Raw genomic sequence first — 16,158 nt, forward strand, 5'->3', positions numbered from 1 at the left:
TCGGCGACCTGGTGCCCGCCGACGCGGCGCGCGAGCACGCCCGCGCCCTGCTCGCCCCGCTGGCGGGCTCCCCCGCGCTCACCGAGACGCTGCGCGCCTGGCTGTCCCTGCACGGGAGCTGGGACCGCACGGCGGTGGCGCTCTCCGTGCACCGCAACACCGTCCGGCAGCGGGTCGCCCGCTCGGCCGCGCTGCTCGGCGCCGACCTGGACGACCCCGACGTGCGGATGGAGCTGTGGTTCGCGCTGCGGCGGGACGAGTGACCCGTGTCCCAGCGGACCGGAGGGCGGGTGTCCGCGCGGCGGCCTGCCTCACAATGGGAATCATGCCGATACCCGGGACACCCAGCCGCGCCGAGCTCGTCGACCACCTCGTGAGAACCAGAATCGCGGGCGAGGTGGCCACCCCGCGCGAGAACAACCTCTCCCACTACCGCCAGCTCGCCAACGGCTCGCGCCACTACTGGCTCGGGCTCGAACTGGGCGACCGCTGGAGCGACGAGCAGGACGTCCTCGCGGTGATGGCGGAGCGGGCGGGTGTCAACGACGACCCGGAGCACCGGTACGGCCAGGACACGATCGACCCGGAGCTGACCGTCGACGCGCTGGAGCGGATGGCGGAGCGGCTGCGGGAGGCGGCCGAGGGGCGGCAGAGCGTGCTGTTCGCGACCGGGCACCCGGGCGGGCTGCTGGACGTGCACCGGGCGACGGCCGCCGCGCTGCGGGCCGCGGGGTGCGAGATCGTCGTCATCCCGGAGGGGCTGCAGACGGAGGAGGGGTACGTCGTGCAGTTCGCGGACGTGGCCGTCCTCGAACACGGGGCGAGCCTGTGGCACACGCACTCGGGCGAGCCGATGAAGGCCGTCCTGACGGGACTGGAGCGGGCCGGGCGCCCGCTGCCTGACCTGGTCGTCGCCGACCACGGCTGGGCGGGCTGCGCGGGCCAGCACGGCGTGGACGCGATGGGGTACGCCGACTGCAACGACCCGGCGCTGTTCCTCGCGGAGGCCGAGGGGACCGTGCGGGTGACGGTCCCGCTCGACGACCATGTGGTCAGCCCGCGCTACTACGACCCGATGACGGCGTACCTGCTGAACCAGGCGAAGCTCGGCTAGCGGGAGTCCCGGCGCAGGTCCTCGCGGGGGACGCGCACGACGCCCTCCTGGACGACGGAGACGGCGAGCCGTCCGTCCTGCGTGTACATGCGGGCCTGGCCGAGGCCGCGCCCGCCGTACGCGGACGGCGACTCCTGGTCGTACAGGAGCCATTCGTCGGCGCGGAAGGGCCGGTGGAACCACATGGCGTGGTCGAGGGAGGCCCCGACGACGTCGCCGACGGCCCAGCCGCCCCGGCCGTGCGCGAGCAGCACCGAGTCCAGCAGGGTCATGTCGGAGACGTAGGTGGCGAGCACGACGTGCAGCAGCGGGTCGTCCTGCTCCAGCTTGCCGTTGGTGCGGAACCAGACCGGGGAGTGCGGCGGGCGCGGTGCGCCGAACAGCCCGTAGGGCGGTTCCTCGACGTAGCGCAGGTCGACGGCCTCGCGGGCCTCCAGGAACTTCTCGACGACGTCGGGCGGCAGGTGGTCGTAGCCGCGCAGGCGCTCCCGGGAGGTGGGCAGGGTGGCCGGGTCGGGCGCGGGCGGCATCGGAGCCTGGTGGTCGAGTCCGTCCTCGTACGTCTGGAAGGACGCCGACAGGGCGAAGATCGGGCGGCCGTGCTGGACGCCGACCGCGCGCCGGGTGGTGAAGGAGCGGCCGTCCCGGATGCGTTCGACCGTGTAGACGATGGGCGCTCCGGGGTCGCCGGGGCGCAGGAAGTACGCGTGCAGGGAGTGCGCGTGCCGGTCGGCGGGGACCGTGCGTCCGGCGGCGACCAGCGCCTGGGCCGCGACCTGTCCGCCGAAGACGCGCGGGACGACGGCGGACCGTGACCGGCCGCGGAAGATGTCCTCCTCGATCTGCTCCAGGTCGAGCAGGTCGAGGAGGTCCTGCAGTGCCTCGCTCATGGCACCTTTTCTACTGTCAGTGAATTTCGGGCGCCTTACAGGCCCATGTCCTTCGCGATGATCGTCTTCATGATCTCGTTGGTGCCGCCGTAGATGCGGTTCACCCGGTTGTCCGCGTACAGGCGGGCGATCGGGTACTCGTTCATGAAGCCGTAGCCGCCGTGGAGCTGGAGGCAGCGGTCGATCACGCGGTGGGCGACCTCGGTGCAGAACAGCTTGGCGCTGGCGGCCTCGGCGGGGGTCAGCTCGCCCGCGTCGAGGGCTTCGAGGGCGCGGTCGGCGACGGCCTCGGCGGCGTCCACCTCGGCCTGGCAGGCGGCCAGTTCGAACTTGGTGTTCTGGAACGAGGCGACGGTCTTGCCGAAGACGGTGCGGTCCTGGACGTACTCCTTGGCGAACCGGACGGCGGCCTTGGCCTGCGCGTAGGCGCCGTAGGCGATGCCCCAGCGCTCGGAGGCGAGGTTGTGGCCGAGGTAGGAGAAGCCCTTGTTCTCCTCGCCGAGCAGGTCCTCGACGGGGACCTTCACGTCGACGAAGGCGAGTTCGGCGGTGTCGGAGACCTTGAGGCCGAGCTTGTCGAGCTTGCGGCCGACGGTGTAGCCCTCGGACTTCGTGTCGACGGCGAAGAGGGAGATGCCGAAGCGGCGGTCCTCGGCGGTCGGCGCGGAGGTGCGGGCGCAGACGACGACGCGGTCGGCGTGGACGCCGCCGGTGATGAAGGTCTTGGCGCCGTTGAGGACGTAGTGGGTGCCGTCCTCGGAGAGCCGGGCGGTGGTCTTCATGCCCGCGAGGTCGGAGCCGGTGCCCGGCTCGGTCATGGCGAGCGCCCACATCTCCTCGCCGGAGACGAACTTGGGCAGGTAGCGCTTCTTCTGCTCGTCGGTGGCGAGCATCTTGATGTAGGGCAGGCCGAGCAGCACGTGCACGCCCGAGCCGCCGAAGGAGACGCCCGCGCGCGCGGTCTCCTCGTACATCACGGCCTCGAACTTGTAGGAGTCGATGCCGGCGCCGCCGTACTCCTCGGCGACGCTGATGCCGAAGACGCCGAGTTCGGCGAGCTTGTAGTAGAAGTCGCGCGGGGCCTGCCCGGCGGCGAACCACTCGTCGTAGACGGGGACGACCTCGGCCTCGATGAAGGCGCGCAGGGTCTCCCGGAACGCCTCGTGGTCCTCGTTGAACACCGTACGGCGCACCGCCGCCACCTCCGCCTTGTCGGCCGAACTATTTCTAAGCGCTTGCTCAGACAACCGTACCGGCGAGTACGGACAGCGTCCAGCCGTCCGGGCGGGTAACCCTCGTCACTCCTGCCCGGCCGCCGCGAAGGCACCCCCGGCCATCCGGTGCAGCAGCGCGGCCGTGGCGGCGCGGCCCGGCAGCGCGCCGGGGCGCGGCAGGTGCGGGGTGGAGTTCAGCAGGCCGAAGACGGAGTGCACGGCCGCGCGCGCGGCGGGCTCGGCGAGCGCCGGGTGGACCCGGCGCACGACCTCGACCCACAGCTCGACGTACTGCCGCTGGAGCTGGCGCACCAGCTTACGGTCGCTGTCCCTGAGCCGGTCGAGCTCGCGGTCGTGCAGGGTGATCAGCGGCCGGTCGTCCAGGGCGAAGTCGATGTGGCCCTCGATCAGCGAGTCGAGGAGCGCCGCGGGGTCGCCGTCGGCCTCGGCGACCCGGCGCCTGCCGCCGTTCAGGAGCCGGCCGCTGATGCCGACCAGCAGCTCGGCGAGCATCGCGTCCTTGCCCGCGAAGTGCCGGTAAAGGCCGGGGCCGCTGATACCGACCGCGGCGCCTATCTCGTCCACCCCGACCCCGTGGAAGCCGCGCTCGGCGAAGAGCCGGGCGGCCTCCCGGAGGATCTGCTCGCGACGGGTGGGAGCGTCGGTTCTGGTGGTCATGCGAACAATTCTAGACAGGAAGGTTAGCGGTCGTTAACCTGAGAGAAATGGTTAACGCTCATTAACAGTCCGACCACTGGGTGAGGGGACCGCAGGATGCAGGAGGCACCGGAGCTGACGAGCGCGGCAGACCCCGCGTCGGAGGCCTGGCAGGCCAACGAGACGGCGCACCGGGCGCTCGCCGGGGAGCTGCGCGGCAAGCTGGCCGCGGCCCGCCTCGGCGGCGGTGAGAAGGCCCGCGCCCGGCACACCGCGCGCGGCAAGCTGCTGCCCAGGGACCGGGTGGACACCCTGCTCGACCCGGGCTCGCCCTTCCTCGAACTGGCCCCGCTCGCGGCCGACGGGATGTACGAGGGGCAGGCCCCGGCGGCCGGGGTGATCGCCGGGATCGGCCGGGTCGCGGGCCGCACCTGCGTGATCGTCGCGAACGACGCGACGGTCAAGGGCGGCACCTACTACCCGATGACCGTCAAGAAGCACCTGCGCGCCCAGGAGGTGGCCCTGGAGAACCGGCTGCCGTGCGTGTACCTGGTCGACTCGGGGGGCGCCTTCCTGCCGATGCAGGACGAGGTCTTCCCGGACCGCGAGCACTTCGGGCGGATCTTCTACAACCAGGCCCGGATGTCCGGCGCCGGGATCCCGCAGATCGCGGCGGTCCTCGGCTCCTGCACGGCGGGCGGCGCCTACGTGCCCGCGATGAGCGACGAGGCGGTGATCGTGCGCGGCCAGGGCACGATCTTCCTGGGCGGCCCGCCGCTGGTGAAGGCGGCGACGGGCGAGGTGGTGACCGCCGAGGAGCTGGGCGGCGGCGAGGTCCACGCGCGCGTGTCGGGCGTCACCGACCACCTCGCCGAGGACGACGCGCACGCGCTGCGGATCGTCCGCGACATCGTGGCGACGCTGCCCGCGCCCGCGGCGGCCCCCTGGGAGGTCCTCCCGGCCACCGAGCCGAAGGTCGACCCGTACGGCCTCTACGGCGCCGTCCCGGTCGACTCGCGCACCCCCTACGACGTGCGGGAGATCATCGCGCGCGTGGTCGACGGCTCGCGGTTCGCCGAGTTCAAGTCGGAGTTCGGGCAGACCCTGGTCACCGGGTTCGCCAGGATCCACGGGCACCCGGTGGGGATCGTCGGCAACAACGGCATCCTGTTCTCCGAGTCCGCCCAGAAGGGCGCCCACTTCGTCGAGCTGTGCGACCAGCGCGGCATCCCGCTCCTCTTCCTCCAGAACATCTCCGGCTTCATGGTCGGCAAGGACTACGAGGCGGGCGGCATCGCCAAGCACGGCGCCAAGATGGTGACGGCGGTCGCCTGCACGCGCGTGCCGAAGCTGACGGTCGTCGTCGGCGGCTCCTACGGCGCGGGCAACTACTCGATGTGCGGGCGGGCCTACTCCCCCCGCTTCCTGTGGATGTGGCCCAACGCCAAGATCTCCGTGATGGGCGGCGAGCAGGCCGCGTCGGTCCTCGCGACCGTCAAGCGGGACCAGTTGGAGGCGCGCGGCGAGCAGTGGCCCGCGGCCGCCGAGGAGTCCTTCAAGGCGCCGGTCAGGGAGCAGTACGAGCGGCAGGGCAGCGCCTACTACGCCACCGCCCGGCTCTGGGACGACGGCGTCATCGACCCGCTGGAGACCCGGCAGGTGCTGGGCCTGGCACTGACCGCCTGTGGCAACGCCCCGCTGGGAGACCCCCAGTTCGGCGTCTTCCGGATGTGAGGAGGGGACCCGTGTTCGACACCGTGCTCGTGGCCAACCGGGGCGAGATCGCCGTCCGGGTGGTGCGCACCCTGCGCGCGCTCGGCGTGCGCTCGGTGGCCGTCTTCTCGGACGCGGACGCCGACGCCCGGCACGTCCGCGAGGCCGACACCGCCGTCCGGATCGGACCGGCGCCCGCGGCCGAGAGCTACCTCTCGGTGGAGCGGATCCTGGAGGCCGCGGCCCGCACCGGCGCCCAGGCCGTCCACCCCGGCTACGGCTTCCTCGCCGAGAACGCGGCCTTCGCGCGCGCCTGCGCCGACGCGGGACTGGTCTTCGTGGGGCCGCCCGCCGACGCCATCGCCCTGATGGGCGACAAGATCCGCGCCAAGGAGACGGTCGCGGCGGCCGGGGTGCCGGTGGTGCCCGGCGGCCGCGACCCCGACCTCGCCGAGGCCGCCCGCGCGCTGGGCGCCCCGGTGCTGCTGAAGCCGTCGGCGGGCGGCGGCGGCAAGGGCATGCGGCTGGTGCGGGACCTGTCCGCGCTGGACGAGGAGATCGCCGCGGCCCGCCGGGAGGCCCGCTCCTCCTTCGGCGACGACACCCTCCTGGTGGAGCGGTGGGTCGACGGCCCCCGGCACATCGAGATCCAGGTCCTGGCCGACGCCCACGGGAACGTGGTGCACCTCGGCGAGCGGGAGTGCTCGCTGCAACGGCGCCACCAGAAGGTGATCGAGGAGGCGCCGAGCGTCCTGCTGGACGAGGCGACGCGCGCCGCGATGGGCGAGGCGGCCGTGCAGGCGGCCCGCTCCTGCGGCTACCGGGGCGCGGGCACCGTGGAGTTCATCGTGCCGGGGGACGATCCGGCGGCGTACTGCTTCATGGAGATGAACACCCGCCTCCAGGTGGAGCACCCGGTCACCGAGCTGGTCACCGGGCTCGACCTGGTGGAGTGGCAGCTGCGGGTGGCGGCCGGTGAGCGGCTCTCCTTCGGGCAGGAGGACGTCCGGCTCACCGGGCACGCGGTGGAGGCGCGGCTGTGCGCCGAGACGGTGTCGGTGAAGGAGGGCGCGCGCGGGTTCCTGCCGTCCGGCGGCACGGTCCTGCGGCTGCGCGAGCCCGCCGGGGACGGCGTGCGCACCGACTCCGGGCTCGACGAGGGCACCGAGGTGGGCAGCCGGTACGACCCGATGCTGGCCAAGGTGATCGCCTACGGCCCCGACCGGGAGACGGCGCTGCGCAAGCTGCGGGCCGCCCTCGCCGGGACGGTCACCCTGGGGGTGCCGACCAACGCCGGGTTCCTGCGCCGGCTGCTCGGCCACCCGGCGGTGGTGGCGGGCGAGCTGGACACCGGTCTGGTGGAGCGGGTGATGGACGACCTGGTCGACACCGAGGTGCCGGAGGAGGTGTACGAGGCGGCGGCGGCCGTCCGGCTCGACGCGCTGCGGCCGTCCGGCGGCGGCTGGACCGACCCGTTCTCGGTGCCCGACGGCTGGCGGCTCGGCGGCGCGCCGCACCCGGTCGCCTTCCCGCTGCGGGTGCCCGGCCTCGACCCGGTCACCCGGACGGTCGGCGGCGCCCACACCGTCACCCCCGACCGGGTCACCGTCACCCTGGACGGCGTCCGGCACACCTTCGACCGGGCCGCCGACTGGCTCGGCCGGGACGGCGACGCCTGGCAGGTGCGCGACCACGACCCGGTCGCCGCGTCGCTGACCGGCGCGGGCCGCGCGGGCGCGGACTCGCTGACCGCGCCGATGCCCGGCACCGTCACGGTGGTCAAGGTCGCCGTCGGCGACGAGGTGGCCGCCGGGCAGAGCCTGCTGGTCGTGGAGGCGATGAAGATGGAGCACGTCATCTCCGCCCCGCACGCGGGCACCGTCGCCGAGCTGGACGTGGCGCCGGGCAGCACCGTCGCGATGGACCAGGTGCTGGCCGTCGTCACCCCCGCGGAGGCGGCCCGATGACCGGCGAGCGGCTGCCCATGACGGTACCGGCCCAGGACCTGCCGATGCGGGTGCGCATCCACGAGGTCGGCGCCCGCGACGGCCTGCAGAACGAGAAGACGGCCGTGCCGACGGAGGTGAAGGCGGAGTTCGTGCGGCGGCTGGCCGACGCGGGCCTCACCACCATCGAGGCGACCAGCTTCGTGCGCCCCGAGTGGGTGCCCCAACTGGCCGACGCCGAGGAGCTGTTCCCGCTGGTGCGGGACCTCGAAGGGGTCAGGCTGCCGGTCCTGGTGCCCAACCGGCGCGGACTCGACCGGGCGCTGGCGCTCGGCGCCGACCGGATCGCCGTCTTCGCCAGCGCCACCGAGACCTTCGCCAAGGCCAACCTCAACCGCACCCTGGACGAGTCGCTGGCCCTGTTCGAGCCGGTGGTGCGGCGGGCGAAGGACGAGGGCGCGCACGTGCGCGGCTACGTCTCGATGTGCTTCGGCGACCCCTGGGAGGGCGCCGTCCCGCTCCACCAGGTCGTGCGGGTCTGCACGGCGCTGCGCGAGATGGGCTGCGACGAGCTGAGCCTGGGCGACACCATCGGCGTCGCCACCCCCGGCCATGTGCTGGAGCTGCTCTCCTCGCTGAACGAACAGGGCGTGCCGACGAACGTCATCGGCGTCCACTTCCACGACACCTACGGCCAGGCGCTCGCCAACACCTACGCGGCCCTGGAACACGGCGTGACCACCGTCGACGCCTCCGCGGGCGGCCTGGGCGGCTGCCCGTACGCCAAGTCGGCCACCGGCAACCTCGCCACCGAGGACCTCGTCTGGATGCTCCAGGGTCTCGGCGTGGAGACCGGTGTCGACCTCGGCCGACTCGTCGCCACCAGCGCGTGGATGGCCGAACAGCTGGGCCGACCCAGCCCTTCCCGCACCGTCCGGGCCCTCTCCCACAAGGACCAGTGATCACTCATGGACTTCCGGCTCTCCCCCGAACTCGAGGAACTGCGCCGCACCGTCGAGGCGTTCGCGCACGACGTGGTGGCGCCGAAGATCGGCGACTTCTACGAGCGGCACGAGTTCCCGTACGAGATCGTCCGCGAGATGGGCCGCATGGGCCTGTTCGGGCTGCCGTTCCCGGAGGAGTACGGCGGCATGGGCGGTGACTACCTGGCGCTCGGCGTGGCCCTTGAGGAGCTGGCCCGGGTCGACTCCTCGGTGGCCATCACCCTGGAGGCCGGGGTGTCGCTGGGCGCGATGCCCCTGCACCTGTTCGGCACCGAGGAGCAGAAGCGCGCCTGGCTGCCCCGGCTGTGCGCGGGCGAGATCCTCGGCGCGTTCGGCCTGACCGAGCCGGACGGCGGCTCGGACGCGGGCTCCACCCGCACCACGGCCCGCCTCGACCCGGACACCGACGAGTGGGTGATCAACGGCTCCAAGTGCTTCATCACCAACTCGGGCACCGACATCACGGCCCTGGTGACGGTGACGGCCGTCACCGGCCGCAAGCCCGACGGCAGGCCGCTGATCTCCGCGATCATCGTGCCGTCCGGCACCCCGGGCTTCACCGTCGCGGCGCCCTACTCCAAGGTCGGCTGGAACGCCTCGGACACCCGGGAGCTGTCCTTCGCGGACGTCCGCGTCCCGGCCGCCAACCTGCTGGGCGAACCGGGCCGCGGCTACGCCCAGTTCCTGCGCATCCTGGACGAGGGCCGGATCGCCATCGCCGCGCTGGGCACCGGGCTGGCCCAGGGCTGCGTCGACGAGTCGGTGCGCTACGCGAAGGAGCGGCACGCGTTCGGCCGTCCGATCGGCGCCAACCAGGCGATCCAGTTCAAGATCGCGGACATGGAGATGAAGGCCCACACCGCCCGCCTCGCCTGGCGGGACGCGGCGGCCCGGCTGGTGAGCGGCGCCCCCTTCAAGAAGCAGGCGGCCCTCGCCAAGCTGCACTCCTCGACGGTCGCGGTGGACAACGCCCGGGACGCCACCCAGATCCACGGCGGCTACGGCTTCATGAACGAGTACCCGGTGGCCCGCATGTGGCGCGACTCCAAGATCCTGGAGATCGGCGAGGGCACGAGCGAGGTGCAGCGGATGCTGATCGCGCGGGATCTGGGCCTGCCGGGCTGACGGCGGCGGGCGCCGTCCGGTGTGTGCGGGGGCACCATCACCCCCTGCGGAGCATAAGGTTAGGCTACCCTAAGCCTGATCACGGTCACCGCAGGAGCGGACCCCACTGACCCCGCACGCACCGAAAGCAGACCTCATCCATGTCGAACGCCACCATCGCCACCCTCTCCCGCCGCGGGCTGCTCGCCACCGGCGGCGCGCTCGGCCTCGGCGCTCTCCTGGCCGCGTGCGGTGACAGCGACGCGAAGGGCGGCGGCGACAAGGACGCCACCGGCGCCGCCGCGTCCGGCCCGTGGTCCTTCAAGGACGACCGCGGCAAGACCGTGAAGCTGGACGAGGTGCCCACCAAGCTCGTCGCCTTCACCGGTGTCGCCGCCGCGCTGTACGACTACGGGATCCAGGTCGACGCGGTCTTCGGCCCGACCACGGTCAAGGGCGGCAAGGCCGATGTGCAGGCCGGCGACATGGACGTCAGCAAGCTGAAGGTCCTCGGCAACGAGTACGGCCAGTTCAACGTGGAGCAGTACGCGGCCTACGGCCCCCAGGTGCTGATCTCCACCACCTTCGACAGCGCCGGCTCCCTCTGGTACGTCCCCGAGGAGTCGGCCAAGAAGATAGCCGCGCTCGCCCCCAGCGTCGCCGTCTCCGTCTACGACCGGCAGATGACCGAGCCGCTCCAGCGGGTGTGGGCGCTGGCCGAGTCGCTCGGCGCGGACATGAAGGCCGCGAAGGTCACCGACGCGAAGAAGCGTTTCGAGGAGGCGTCCGAGCGGCTGCGCAAGGCCGCCAAGGCCCGCCCCGAGATCAAGGTGATGGCCGGTTCCGCGGCCGACACGATCTTCTACGTCTCCGGCAGCAACCTCTCCATCGACCTGGAGTACTTCAAGGCGCTCGGCGTGAACTTCGTGGAGCCGCCCGCCAAGGCGATGGCCGAGGGCGGCGGTTGGTACGAGAGCCTCAGCTGGGAGAACGCCGACAAGTACGCGGCCGACGTCATCATGATGGACGACCGCTCCTCGACCATCCAGCCGGCCGACATCACCAAGCCGACCTGGAAGAAGCTCCCGGCCGTCAAGGCGGGCCAGGTCATCTCCCGTTCGCCGGAGCCGATCCTGTCCTACGACAAGTGCACCCCGCTGCTGACCACGCTCGCCGAGGCCCTGGAGAAGGCCAAGAAGGTCAGCTGACCCCGCGCGCCAGCGCTTCCCACCGCCGTACACCCGGAGGCCAACTCCCCGGTGTGCGGCGGTGGTTGCCGTGCGTCCGGGAGAGGGCGGGCGGAGTGACGGTCGTCACCGGTGGCACCCCGTGCGCCGTGCGTTACTTAGGTTAGGCTAACCTAAGTAACGATCAAGCGACCCCGTCCCACCCCCCGCACGGCCCCGTCCCCTACCGGAGGACCCCCACATGCGCTCGCACCTGCTCAACGACTCGACCGCGGAGCACTACCGCCGCTCCGTGACCGAAGGGATCGAGCGGGTGGCCGCCAAACTCGCCGCCACCGACCGTCCGTTCACCGGCGTCTCCGTCGACGCCCTCGCTCCCCGCATCGACGGCATCGACCTGGACCGCCCGCTGCACGACACCGCGGCCGTCCTGGACGAGTTGGAGGAGGTCTACCTCCGTGACGCCGTCTACTTCCACCACCCCCGCTACCTCGCCCACCTCAACTGCCCGGTGGTCATCCCGGCCGTGGTCGGCGAGGCGGTGCTCTCCGCCGTCAACTCCTCCCTCGACACCTGGGACCAGTCGGCGGGCGGCACCCTGATCGAGCGGAAACTGATCGACTGGACCACCGGGCGGATCGGCCTCGGCCCCGCCGCGGACGGCGTCTTCACCTCCGGCGGCACCCAGTCCAACCTCCAGGCGCTGCTGCTCGCCCGCGAGGAGGCCAAAGCGGAGAACCTGGCCGACCTGCGGATCTTCGCCTCCGAGGCCAGCCACTTCAGCGTGAAGAAGTCCGCGAAACTGCTCGGCCTCGGCCCGGACGCGGTCGTGTCGATCCCCGTCGACCACGACAAGCGGATGCAGACCGTCGCGCTCGCCCACGCGCTGGAGCGCTGCGCGCGGGACGGCCTGACCCCGATGGCCGTCGTCGCCACCGCGGGCACCACCGACTTCGGCTCCATCGACCCGCTGCCGGAGATCGCCGGACTCTGCGCGCAGTACGGCACCTGGATGCACGTCGACGCCGCCTACGGCTGCGGCCTGCTCGCCTCGGTGAAGTACCGGGACCGCGTCGACGGCATCGAGCGCGCCGACTCGGTCACCGTCGACTACCACAAGTCCTTCTTCCAGCCGGTGAGTTCGTCCGCCGTGCTGGTCCGGGACGCGGCCACGCTGCGGCACGCCACCTATCACGCGGAGTACCTCAACCCGCGCCGCATGGTCACCGAGCGCATCCCCAACCAGGTCGACAAGTCCCTCCAGACCACCCGCCGTTTCGACGCCCTGAAGCTGTGGATGACCCTGCGCACGATGGGCGCCGACGGCGTCGGCCGCCTCTTCGACGAGGTCTGCGACCTGACCGCCGAGGGCTGGGAGCTGCTCGCCGCCGACCCGCGCTTCGACGTCGTCGTCCGGCCGTCGCTGTCCACGCTGGTCTTCCGCTACATACCGGCGGCGGTCACCGACCCGTCCGAGATCGACCGCGCCAACCTGTACGCCCGCAAGGCGCTGTTCGCCTCCGGCGACGCGGTGGTCGCGGGCACCAAGGTCGGCGCCCGCCACTACCTGAAGTTCACCCTGCTCAACCCCGAGACCACGACGGACGATCTCACCGCCGTCCTCGACCTGATCGCCGGCCACGCCGAGCAGTACCTGGGAGAGTCCCTTGACCGCGCTTCCTGACACCGCGCAGAAGATCCACGACTTCGTGGGCATCGGGCTCGGCCCGTTCAACCTCGGGCTGGCCTGCCTGACCGAGCCGATCGCCGAACTCGACGGCCTCTTCCTGGAGTCGAAGCCCGACTTCGAGTGGCACGCGGGGATGTTCCTCGAAGGCGCCCATCTCCAGACGCCGTTCATGTCGGACCTGGTCACCCTCGCCGACCCGACGTCCCCGTACTCCTTCCTCAACTACCTGAAAGAGCGCGGCAGGCTCTACTCGTTCTACATCCGGGAGAACTTCTACCCGCTGCGCGTCGAGTACGACGACTACTGCCGCTGGGCCGCGAACAGGCTGACCAGCGTCCGCTTCGGCACCACCGTCGAGACGGTCACCTGGGACGAGGGCGAGGAGCTGTACGCCGTCACGACCACGGCGGGCGACGTCCACCGCGCCCGCCACCTGGTCCTCGGCACCGGCACCCCGCCGTACGTCCCCGAGCCCTGCCGGGACCTGGGCGGCGACTTCCTGCACAACTCCCGCTACGTGCAGCACCGCGCGGAGCTGGTGAAGAAGGAGTCGATCACGCTGGTCGGCAGCGGCCAGTCGGCGGCCGAGATCTACCAGGACCTGCTGAGCGAGATCGACGTCCACGGCTACCGGCTCAACTGGGTCACCCGCTCACCCCGGTTCTTCCCGCTGGAGTACACCAAACTCACGCTGGAGATGACCTCCCCCGAGTACGTCGACTACTTCCGCGAACTGCCCGAGGAGACCCGCTACCGGCTGACGGCGGAGCAGAAGGGCCTCTTCAAGGGCATCGACGGCGACCTCGTCGACGACATCTTCGACCTGCTGTACCAGAAGAACCTGGGCGGCCCGGTGCCCACCAGGCTGCTCACCAACTCCGCGCTGACCGGGGCACGGTACGAGAACGGCACGTACACCCTCTCGTTCCGACAGGAGGAGCAGGGCAAGGAGTTCGACCTCGACTCGCAGGGCCTGGTGCTGGCGACCGGCTACCGGTACACCGAGCCGGAGTTCCTGAAGCCGGTCCGCGACCGGCTGCGCTACGACACCCACGGCGCCTTCGACGTCGCCCGCAACTACGCGATCGACGTGACCGGCCGGGGCGTCTTCCTCCAGAACGGGGGCGTCCACACGCACTCGATCACCTCGCCCGACCTGGGCATGGGCGCCTACCGCAACAGCTACATCATCCGGGAGCTGCTGGGCCGCGAGGTCTACCCGGTCGAGAAGAGCATCGCCTTCCAGGAGTTCGCCGTATGAGCGCCGCCACCGCCCTCGGCACGCTCACCCTGCGGCCCCTGGACCCGCTGACCGACGGGGAGTTGCTGCACTCCTGGGTCACCCACCCCAAAGCGGCCTACTGGATGATGCAGGACGCCCGCCCGGTCGACGTCGAGCGTGCCTACATGGAGATCGCGGCCGACGAGCACCACCACGCGCTGCTCGGACTGCACGACGGCGAGCCCGCGTTCCTCATGGAGCACTACGACCCGGCCCACCGCGAGCTGGTGGGCCTCTACGAGCCGCGCCCCGGTGACGTCGGCATGCACTTCCTGGTCGCCCCCACCGACCGCCCCCTGCACGGGTTCACCCGTGCCGTCATCACCGCGGTGATGACCGAGCTGTTCGCCGACCCGGCCACCGCGCGCGTGGTCGTCGAACCGGACGTGTCCAACACGGCCGTCCACGCCCTGAACGAGGCCGTCGGCTTCGTGCCCCACCACGAGATCCTCAAGCCGGAGAAAAAAGCCTTGCTGAGCTTCTGCACCCGCGCGCAGTTCACCGCCGCCACGGGGGTCGCCGTATGACCCCCGCCGACTCCGTCGCCCATCTCTCCCCCGAGCGCTGGGAGAAGGCCAACCGCCTGCTGATCAGGAAAGCGCTGGCCGAGTTCGCGCACGAGCGGCTGATCACCCCGGAGCCGGACGGCGACGGTTACGTCGTCCGCGGCGACGACGGGCTGACCGCGTACCGCTTCGCCGCCACCCGGCACGCCCTCGACCACTGGCAGGTGGACGCCGACTCGATCACCCGGCGCCAGGGCGAGAGCGAACTCCCGCTCGCCGCCCTCGACTTCTTCATCGAGCTGCGCGGGGCCCTCGGGCTGAGCGACGAGATCCTGCCGGTCTACCTGGAGGAGATCTCCTCCACCCTCTCCGGCACCTGCTTCAAACTGGCCAAGCCGCAGGTGCCCTCGGCCGAGCTGGCGCGCAGCGGCTTCCAGGCGATCGAGACCGGGATGACCGAGGGCCACCCCTGCTTCGTCGCCAACAACGGGCGGCTGGGCTTCGGGGTCCACGAGTACCTCGCGTACGCCCCCGAGACGGCGCACCCGGTCCGGCTGGTGTGGCTGGCCGCGCACCGCTCCCGGGCCGCGTTCACCGCGGGCGCCGGCGTCGAGTACGAGCCGTTCCTGCGCCGGGAGCTGGGCGAGGCGACCGTCGAGCGGTTCCGCGCGACCCTCACCGGACAGGGCCTCGACCCGGCCGACTACCTCTTCGTCCCGGTCCATCCCTGGCAGTGGTGGAACAAACTGTCGGTGACGTTCGCCGCCGAGGTCGCCCGCCGCCACCTGGTGTGCCTGGGCGAGGGCGACGACGAGTACCTGGCCCAGCAGTCCATCCGGACCTTCTTCAACAGCTCGCACCCCGAGAAGCACTACGTGAAGACGGCGCTGTCCGTCCTCAACATGGGCTTCATGCGCGGACTCTCGGCCGCCTACATGGAGGCGACCCCGGCGATCAACGACTGGCTGGCGCAGCTCGTCGAGGGCGACCCGGTCCTCAAGTCGACCGGCCTGTCGATCATCCGGGAGCAGGCCGCCGTCGGCTACCGGCACCTGGAGTACGAGCGGGCCACCGACCGCTACTCGCCGTACCGCAAGATGCTCGCGGCGCTGTGGCGGGAGAGCCCGGTGGCCGGGCTGCGGGAGGGCGAGTCGCTCGCCACCATGGCCTCCCTGGTGCACGTCGACCACGAGGGCACGTCGGTGGCCGCGGCGCTGATCGAGTACTCGGGCCTCGCGCCCGCCGAGTGGCTGCGGCACTACCTGCGCGCCTACTACACCCCGCTGCTGCACAGCTTCTACGCCTACGACCTGGTCTACATGCCGCACGGCGAGAACGTCATCCTGGTCCTGGAGGACGGCGTGGTGCGGCGGGCGATCTACAAGGACATCGCCGAGGAGATCGCGGTGATGGACCCGGACGCGGTGCTGCCGCCCGAGGTGCGGCGCATCCGGGTGGACGTCCCGGAGGACAAGAAGCTCCTGTCGATCTTCACGGACGTCTTCGACTGCTTCTTCCGCTTCCTCGCCGCGAACCTCGCCACCGAGGGCGTCCTCACCGAGGACGAGTTCTGGCGGACGGTCGCCGGCGTCACCCGCGAGTACCAGGAGCAGGTCCCCGAACTCGCCGCGAAGTTCGAGCAGTACGACATGTTCGCGCCCGAGTTCTCGCTCTCCTGCCTCAACCGGCTCCAACTGCGCGACAACCGGCAGATGGTGGACCTGGCCGACCCGTCCGGCGCGCTCCAGCTCGTCGGCACCCTGCGGAACCCGCTCGCCGGGTTCTGACCCCCGAAAGCGGCGGGCACCCCGGAGTACGGTCCTCCGGGGTGCCCGCTCCCGTTCCCGCCCG

Annotated in this window: 14 protein-coding genes; 11 read left to right on the plus strand and 3 right to left on the minus strand. The window is 71.6% G+C overall.

What is annotated here, in order from left to right; all coding sequences use genetic code 11:
- Together GA0115242_RS32800 and GA0115242_RS32805 are read left to right on the plus strand one after the other, a co-directional pair.
- Positions 1–263 (plus strand): helix-turn-helix domain-containing protein (locus GA0115242_RS32800; RefSeq protein ID WP_141721838.1); only part of this gene is annotated, 263 nt, incomplete at its 5' end.
- A 62-nt stretch (positions 264–325) separates the two neighbouring features.
- Positions 326–1,114 (plus strand): phosphatase, encoded by a 789-nt coding sequence (locus GA0115242_RS32805; RefSeq protein WP_093835078.1) that lies wholly within the window; start codon positions 326–328, stop codon positions 1,112–1,114.
- Here the strand turns inward: GA0115242_RS32805 and GA0115242_RS32810 are convergent.
- The 3 genes from GA0115242_RS32810 to GA0115242_RS32820 all read right to left on the minus strand — a co-directional run bounded on the left by GA0115242_RS32810 (position 1,111) and on the right by GA0115242_RS32820 (position 3,896).
- Positions 1,111–2,004 carry an acyl-CoA thioesterase gene (locus GA0115242_RS32810; RefSeq protein ID WP_093835030.1) on the minus strand — a complete coding sequence of 298 codons (894 nt, stop codon included), beginning with the start codon at positions 2,002–2,004 and terminating at the stop codon, positions 1,111–1,113. The two genes, GA0115242_RS32805 and GA0115242_RS32810, sit on opposite strands and share 4 nt — an antisense overlap.
- Before the next feature lie 35 nt (positions 2,005–2,039).
- A complete protein-coding gene (locus GA0115242_RS32815; RefSeq protein WP_093835080.1) occupies positions 2,040–3,197 on the minus strand; it encodes an acyl-CoA dehydrogenase family protein in 1,158 nt (385 codons plus the stop codon).
- Positions 3,198–3,302: 105 nt separating this feature from the next.
- Positions 3,303–3,896, minus strand: coding sequence for an SACE_7040 family transcriptional regulator (locus GA0115242_RS32820; RefSeq protein ID WP_093835032.1), 594 nt, complete (start codon positions 3,894–3,896; stop codon positions 3,303–3,305).
- 96 nt (positions 3,897–3,992) lie between these two features.
- Here GA0115242_RS32820 and GA0115242_RS32825 point away from each other — a divergent pair, with 96 nt between their 5' ends.
- The 9 genes from GA0115242_RS32825 (at position 3,993) to GA0115242_RS32865 (ending at position 16,094) form a co-directional block, all read left to right on the plus strand.
- On the plus strand, positions 3,993–5,609 hold the full coding sequence (locus GA0115242_RS32825; protein ID WP_093835034.1) for a carboxyl transferase domain-containing protein: 1,617 nt from the start codon (positions 3,993–3,995) through the stop codon (positions 5,607–5,609).
- An 11-nt stretch (positions 5,610–5,620) separates the two neighbouring features.
- Positions 5,621–7,555, plus strand: a complete 1,935-nt coding sequence (locus GA0115242_RS32830; protein ID WP_093835036.1) for an acetyl/propionyl/methylcrotonyl-CoA carboxylase subunit alpha — start codon at positions 5,621–5,623, stop codon at positions 7,553–7,555.
- The gene (locus GA0115242_RS32835; protein WP_093835038.1) at positions 7,552–8,496 is read left to right on the plus strand and encodes a hydroxymethylglutaryl-CoA lyase; all 945 of its coding nucleotides are present in this window, start codon (positions 7,552–7,554) and stop codon (positions 8,494–8,496) included. Before GA0115242_RS32830 ends, GA0115242_RS32835 begins: the two co-directional genes overlap by 4 nt.
- Positions 8,497–8,502: 6 nt before the next feature.
- Positions 8,503–9,663 (plus strand): acyl-CoA dehydrogenase family protein, encoded by a 1,161-nt coding sequence (locus GA0115242_RS32840; protein ID WP_093835040.1) that lies wholly within the window; start codon positions 8,503–8,505, stop codon positions 9,661–9,663.
- A 140-nt stretch (positions 9,664–9,803) separates the two neighbouring features.
- Positions 9,804–10,850, plus strand: a complete 1,047-nt coding sequence (locus tag GA0115242_RS32845; RefSeq protein WP_093835042.1) for an ABC transporter substrate-binding protein — start codon at positions 9,804–9,806, stop codon at positions 10,848–10,850.
- Between the two features lie 220 nt (positions 10,851–11,070).
- Positions 11,071–12,513, plus strand: a complete 1,443-nt coding sequence (gene desA, locus GA0115242_RS32850) for a lysine decarboxylase DesA (protein ID WP_093835044.1) — start codon at positions 11,071–11,073, stop codon at positions 12,511–12,513.
- Positions 12,497–13,780, plus strand: coding sequence for a lysine N(6)-hydroxylase/L-ornithine N(5)-oxygenase family protein (locus tag GA0115242_RS32855; RefSeq protein WP_161353398.1), 1,284 nt, complete (start codon positions 12,497–12,499; stop codon positions 13,778–13,780). The genes desA and GA0115242_RS32855 overlap by 17 nt, the downstream gene beginning before the upstream one ends.
- Entirely contained in the window at positions 13,777–14,328 is a 552-nt protein-coding gene (locus tag GA0115242_RS32860) for a GNAT family N-acetyltransferase (RefSeq protein ID WP_093835046.1), read from the plus strand. Before GA0115242_RS32855 ends, GA0115242_RS32860 begins: the two co-directional genes overlap by 4 nt.
- Positions 14,325–16,094, plus strand: coding sequence for an IucA/IucC family protein (locus GA0115242_RS32865; protein ID WP_093835048.1), 1,770 nt, complete (start codon positions 14,325–14,327; stop codon positions 16,092–16,094). Before GA0115242_RS32860 ends, GA0115242_RS32865 begins: the two co-directional genes overlap by 4 nt.
- Positions 16,095–16,158 lie beyond the last annotated feature (64 nt).

It is taken from the genome of Streptomyces sp. SolWspMP-5a-2, from assembly GCF_900091845.1.
Classification (GTDB): Bacteria; Actinomycetota; Actinomycetes; order Streptomycetales; family Streptomycetaceae; genus Streptomyces; species Streptomyces doudnae.

Coding starts and splice junctions, on each gene's coding strand:
- GA0115242_RS32805 (WP_093835078.1), top strand. CDS start 326: ATGCCGATACCCGGGACACCCAGCCGCGCCGAGCTCGTCGACCACCTC.
- GA0115242_RS32810 (WP_093835030.1), bottom strand. CDS start 2,004: ATGAGCGAGGCACTGCAGGACCTCCTCGACCTGCTCGACCTGGAGCAG.
- GA0115242_RS32820 (WP_093835032.1), bottom strand. CDS start 3,896: ATGACCACCAGAACCGACGCTCCCACCCGTCGCGAGCAGATCCTCCGG.
- GA0115242_RS32825 (WP_093835034.1), top strand. CDS start 3,993: ATGCAGGAGGCACCGGAGCTGACGAGCGCGGCAGACCCCGCGTCGGAG.
- GA0115242_RS32835 (WP_093835038.1), top strand. CDS start 7,552: ATGACCGGCGAGCGGCTGCCCATGACGGTACCGGCCCAGGACCTGCCG.
- GA0115242_RS32840 (WP_093835040.1), top strand. CDS start 8,503: ATGGACTTCCGGCTCTCCCCCGAACTCGAGGAACTGCGCCGCACCGTC.
- GA0115242_RS32845 (WP_093835042.1), top strand. CDS start 9,804: ATGTCGAACGCCACCATCGCCACCCTCTCCCGCCGCGGGCTGCTCGCC.
- desA (WP_093835044.1), top strand. CDS start 11,071: ATGCGCTCGCACCTGCTCAACGACTCGACCGCGGAGCACTACCGCCGC.
- GA0115242_RS32860 (WP_093835046.1), top strand. CDS start 13,777: ATGAGCGCCGCCACCGCCCTCGGCACGCTCACCCTGCGGCCCCTGGAC.
- GA0115242_RS32865 (WP_093835048.1), top strand. CDS start 14,325: ATGACCCCCGCCGACTCCGTCGCCCATCTCTCCCCCGAGCGCTGGGAG.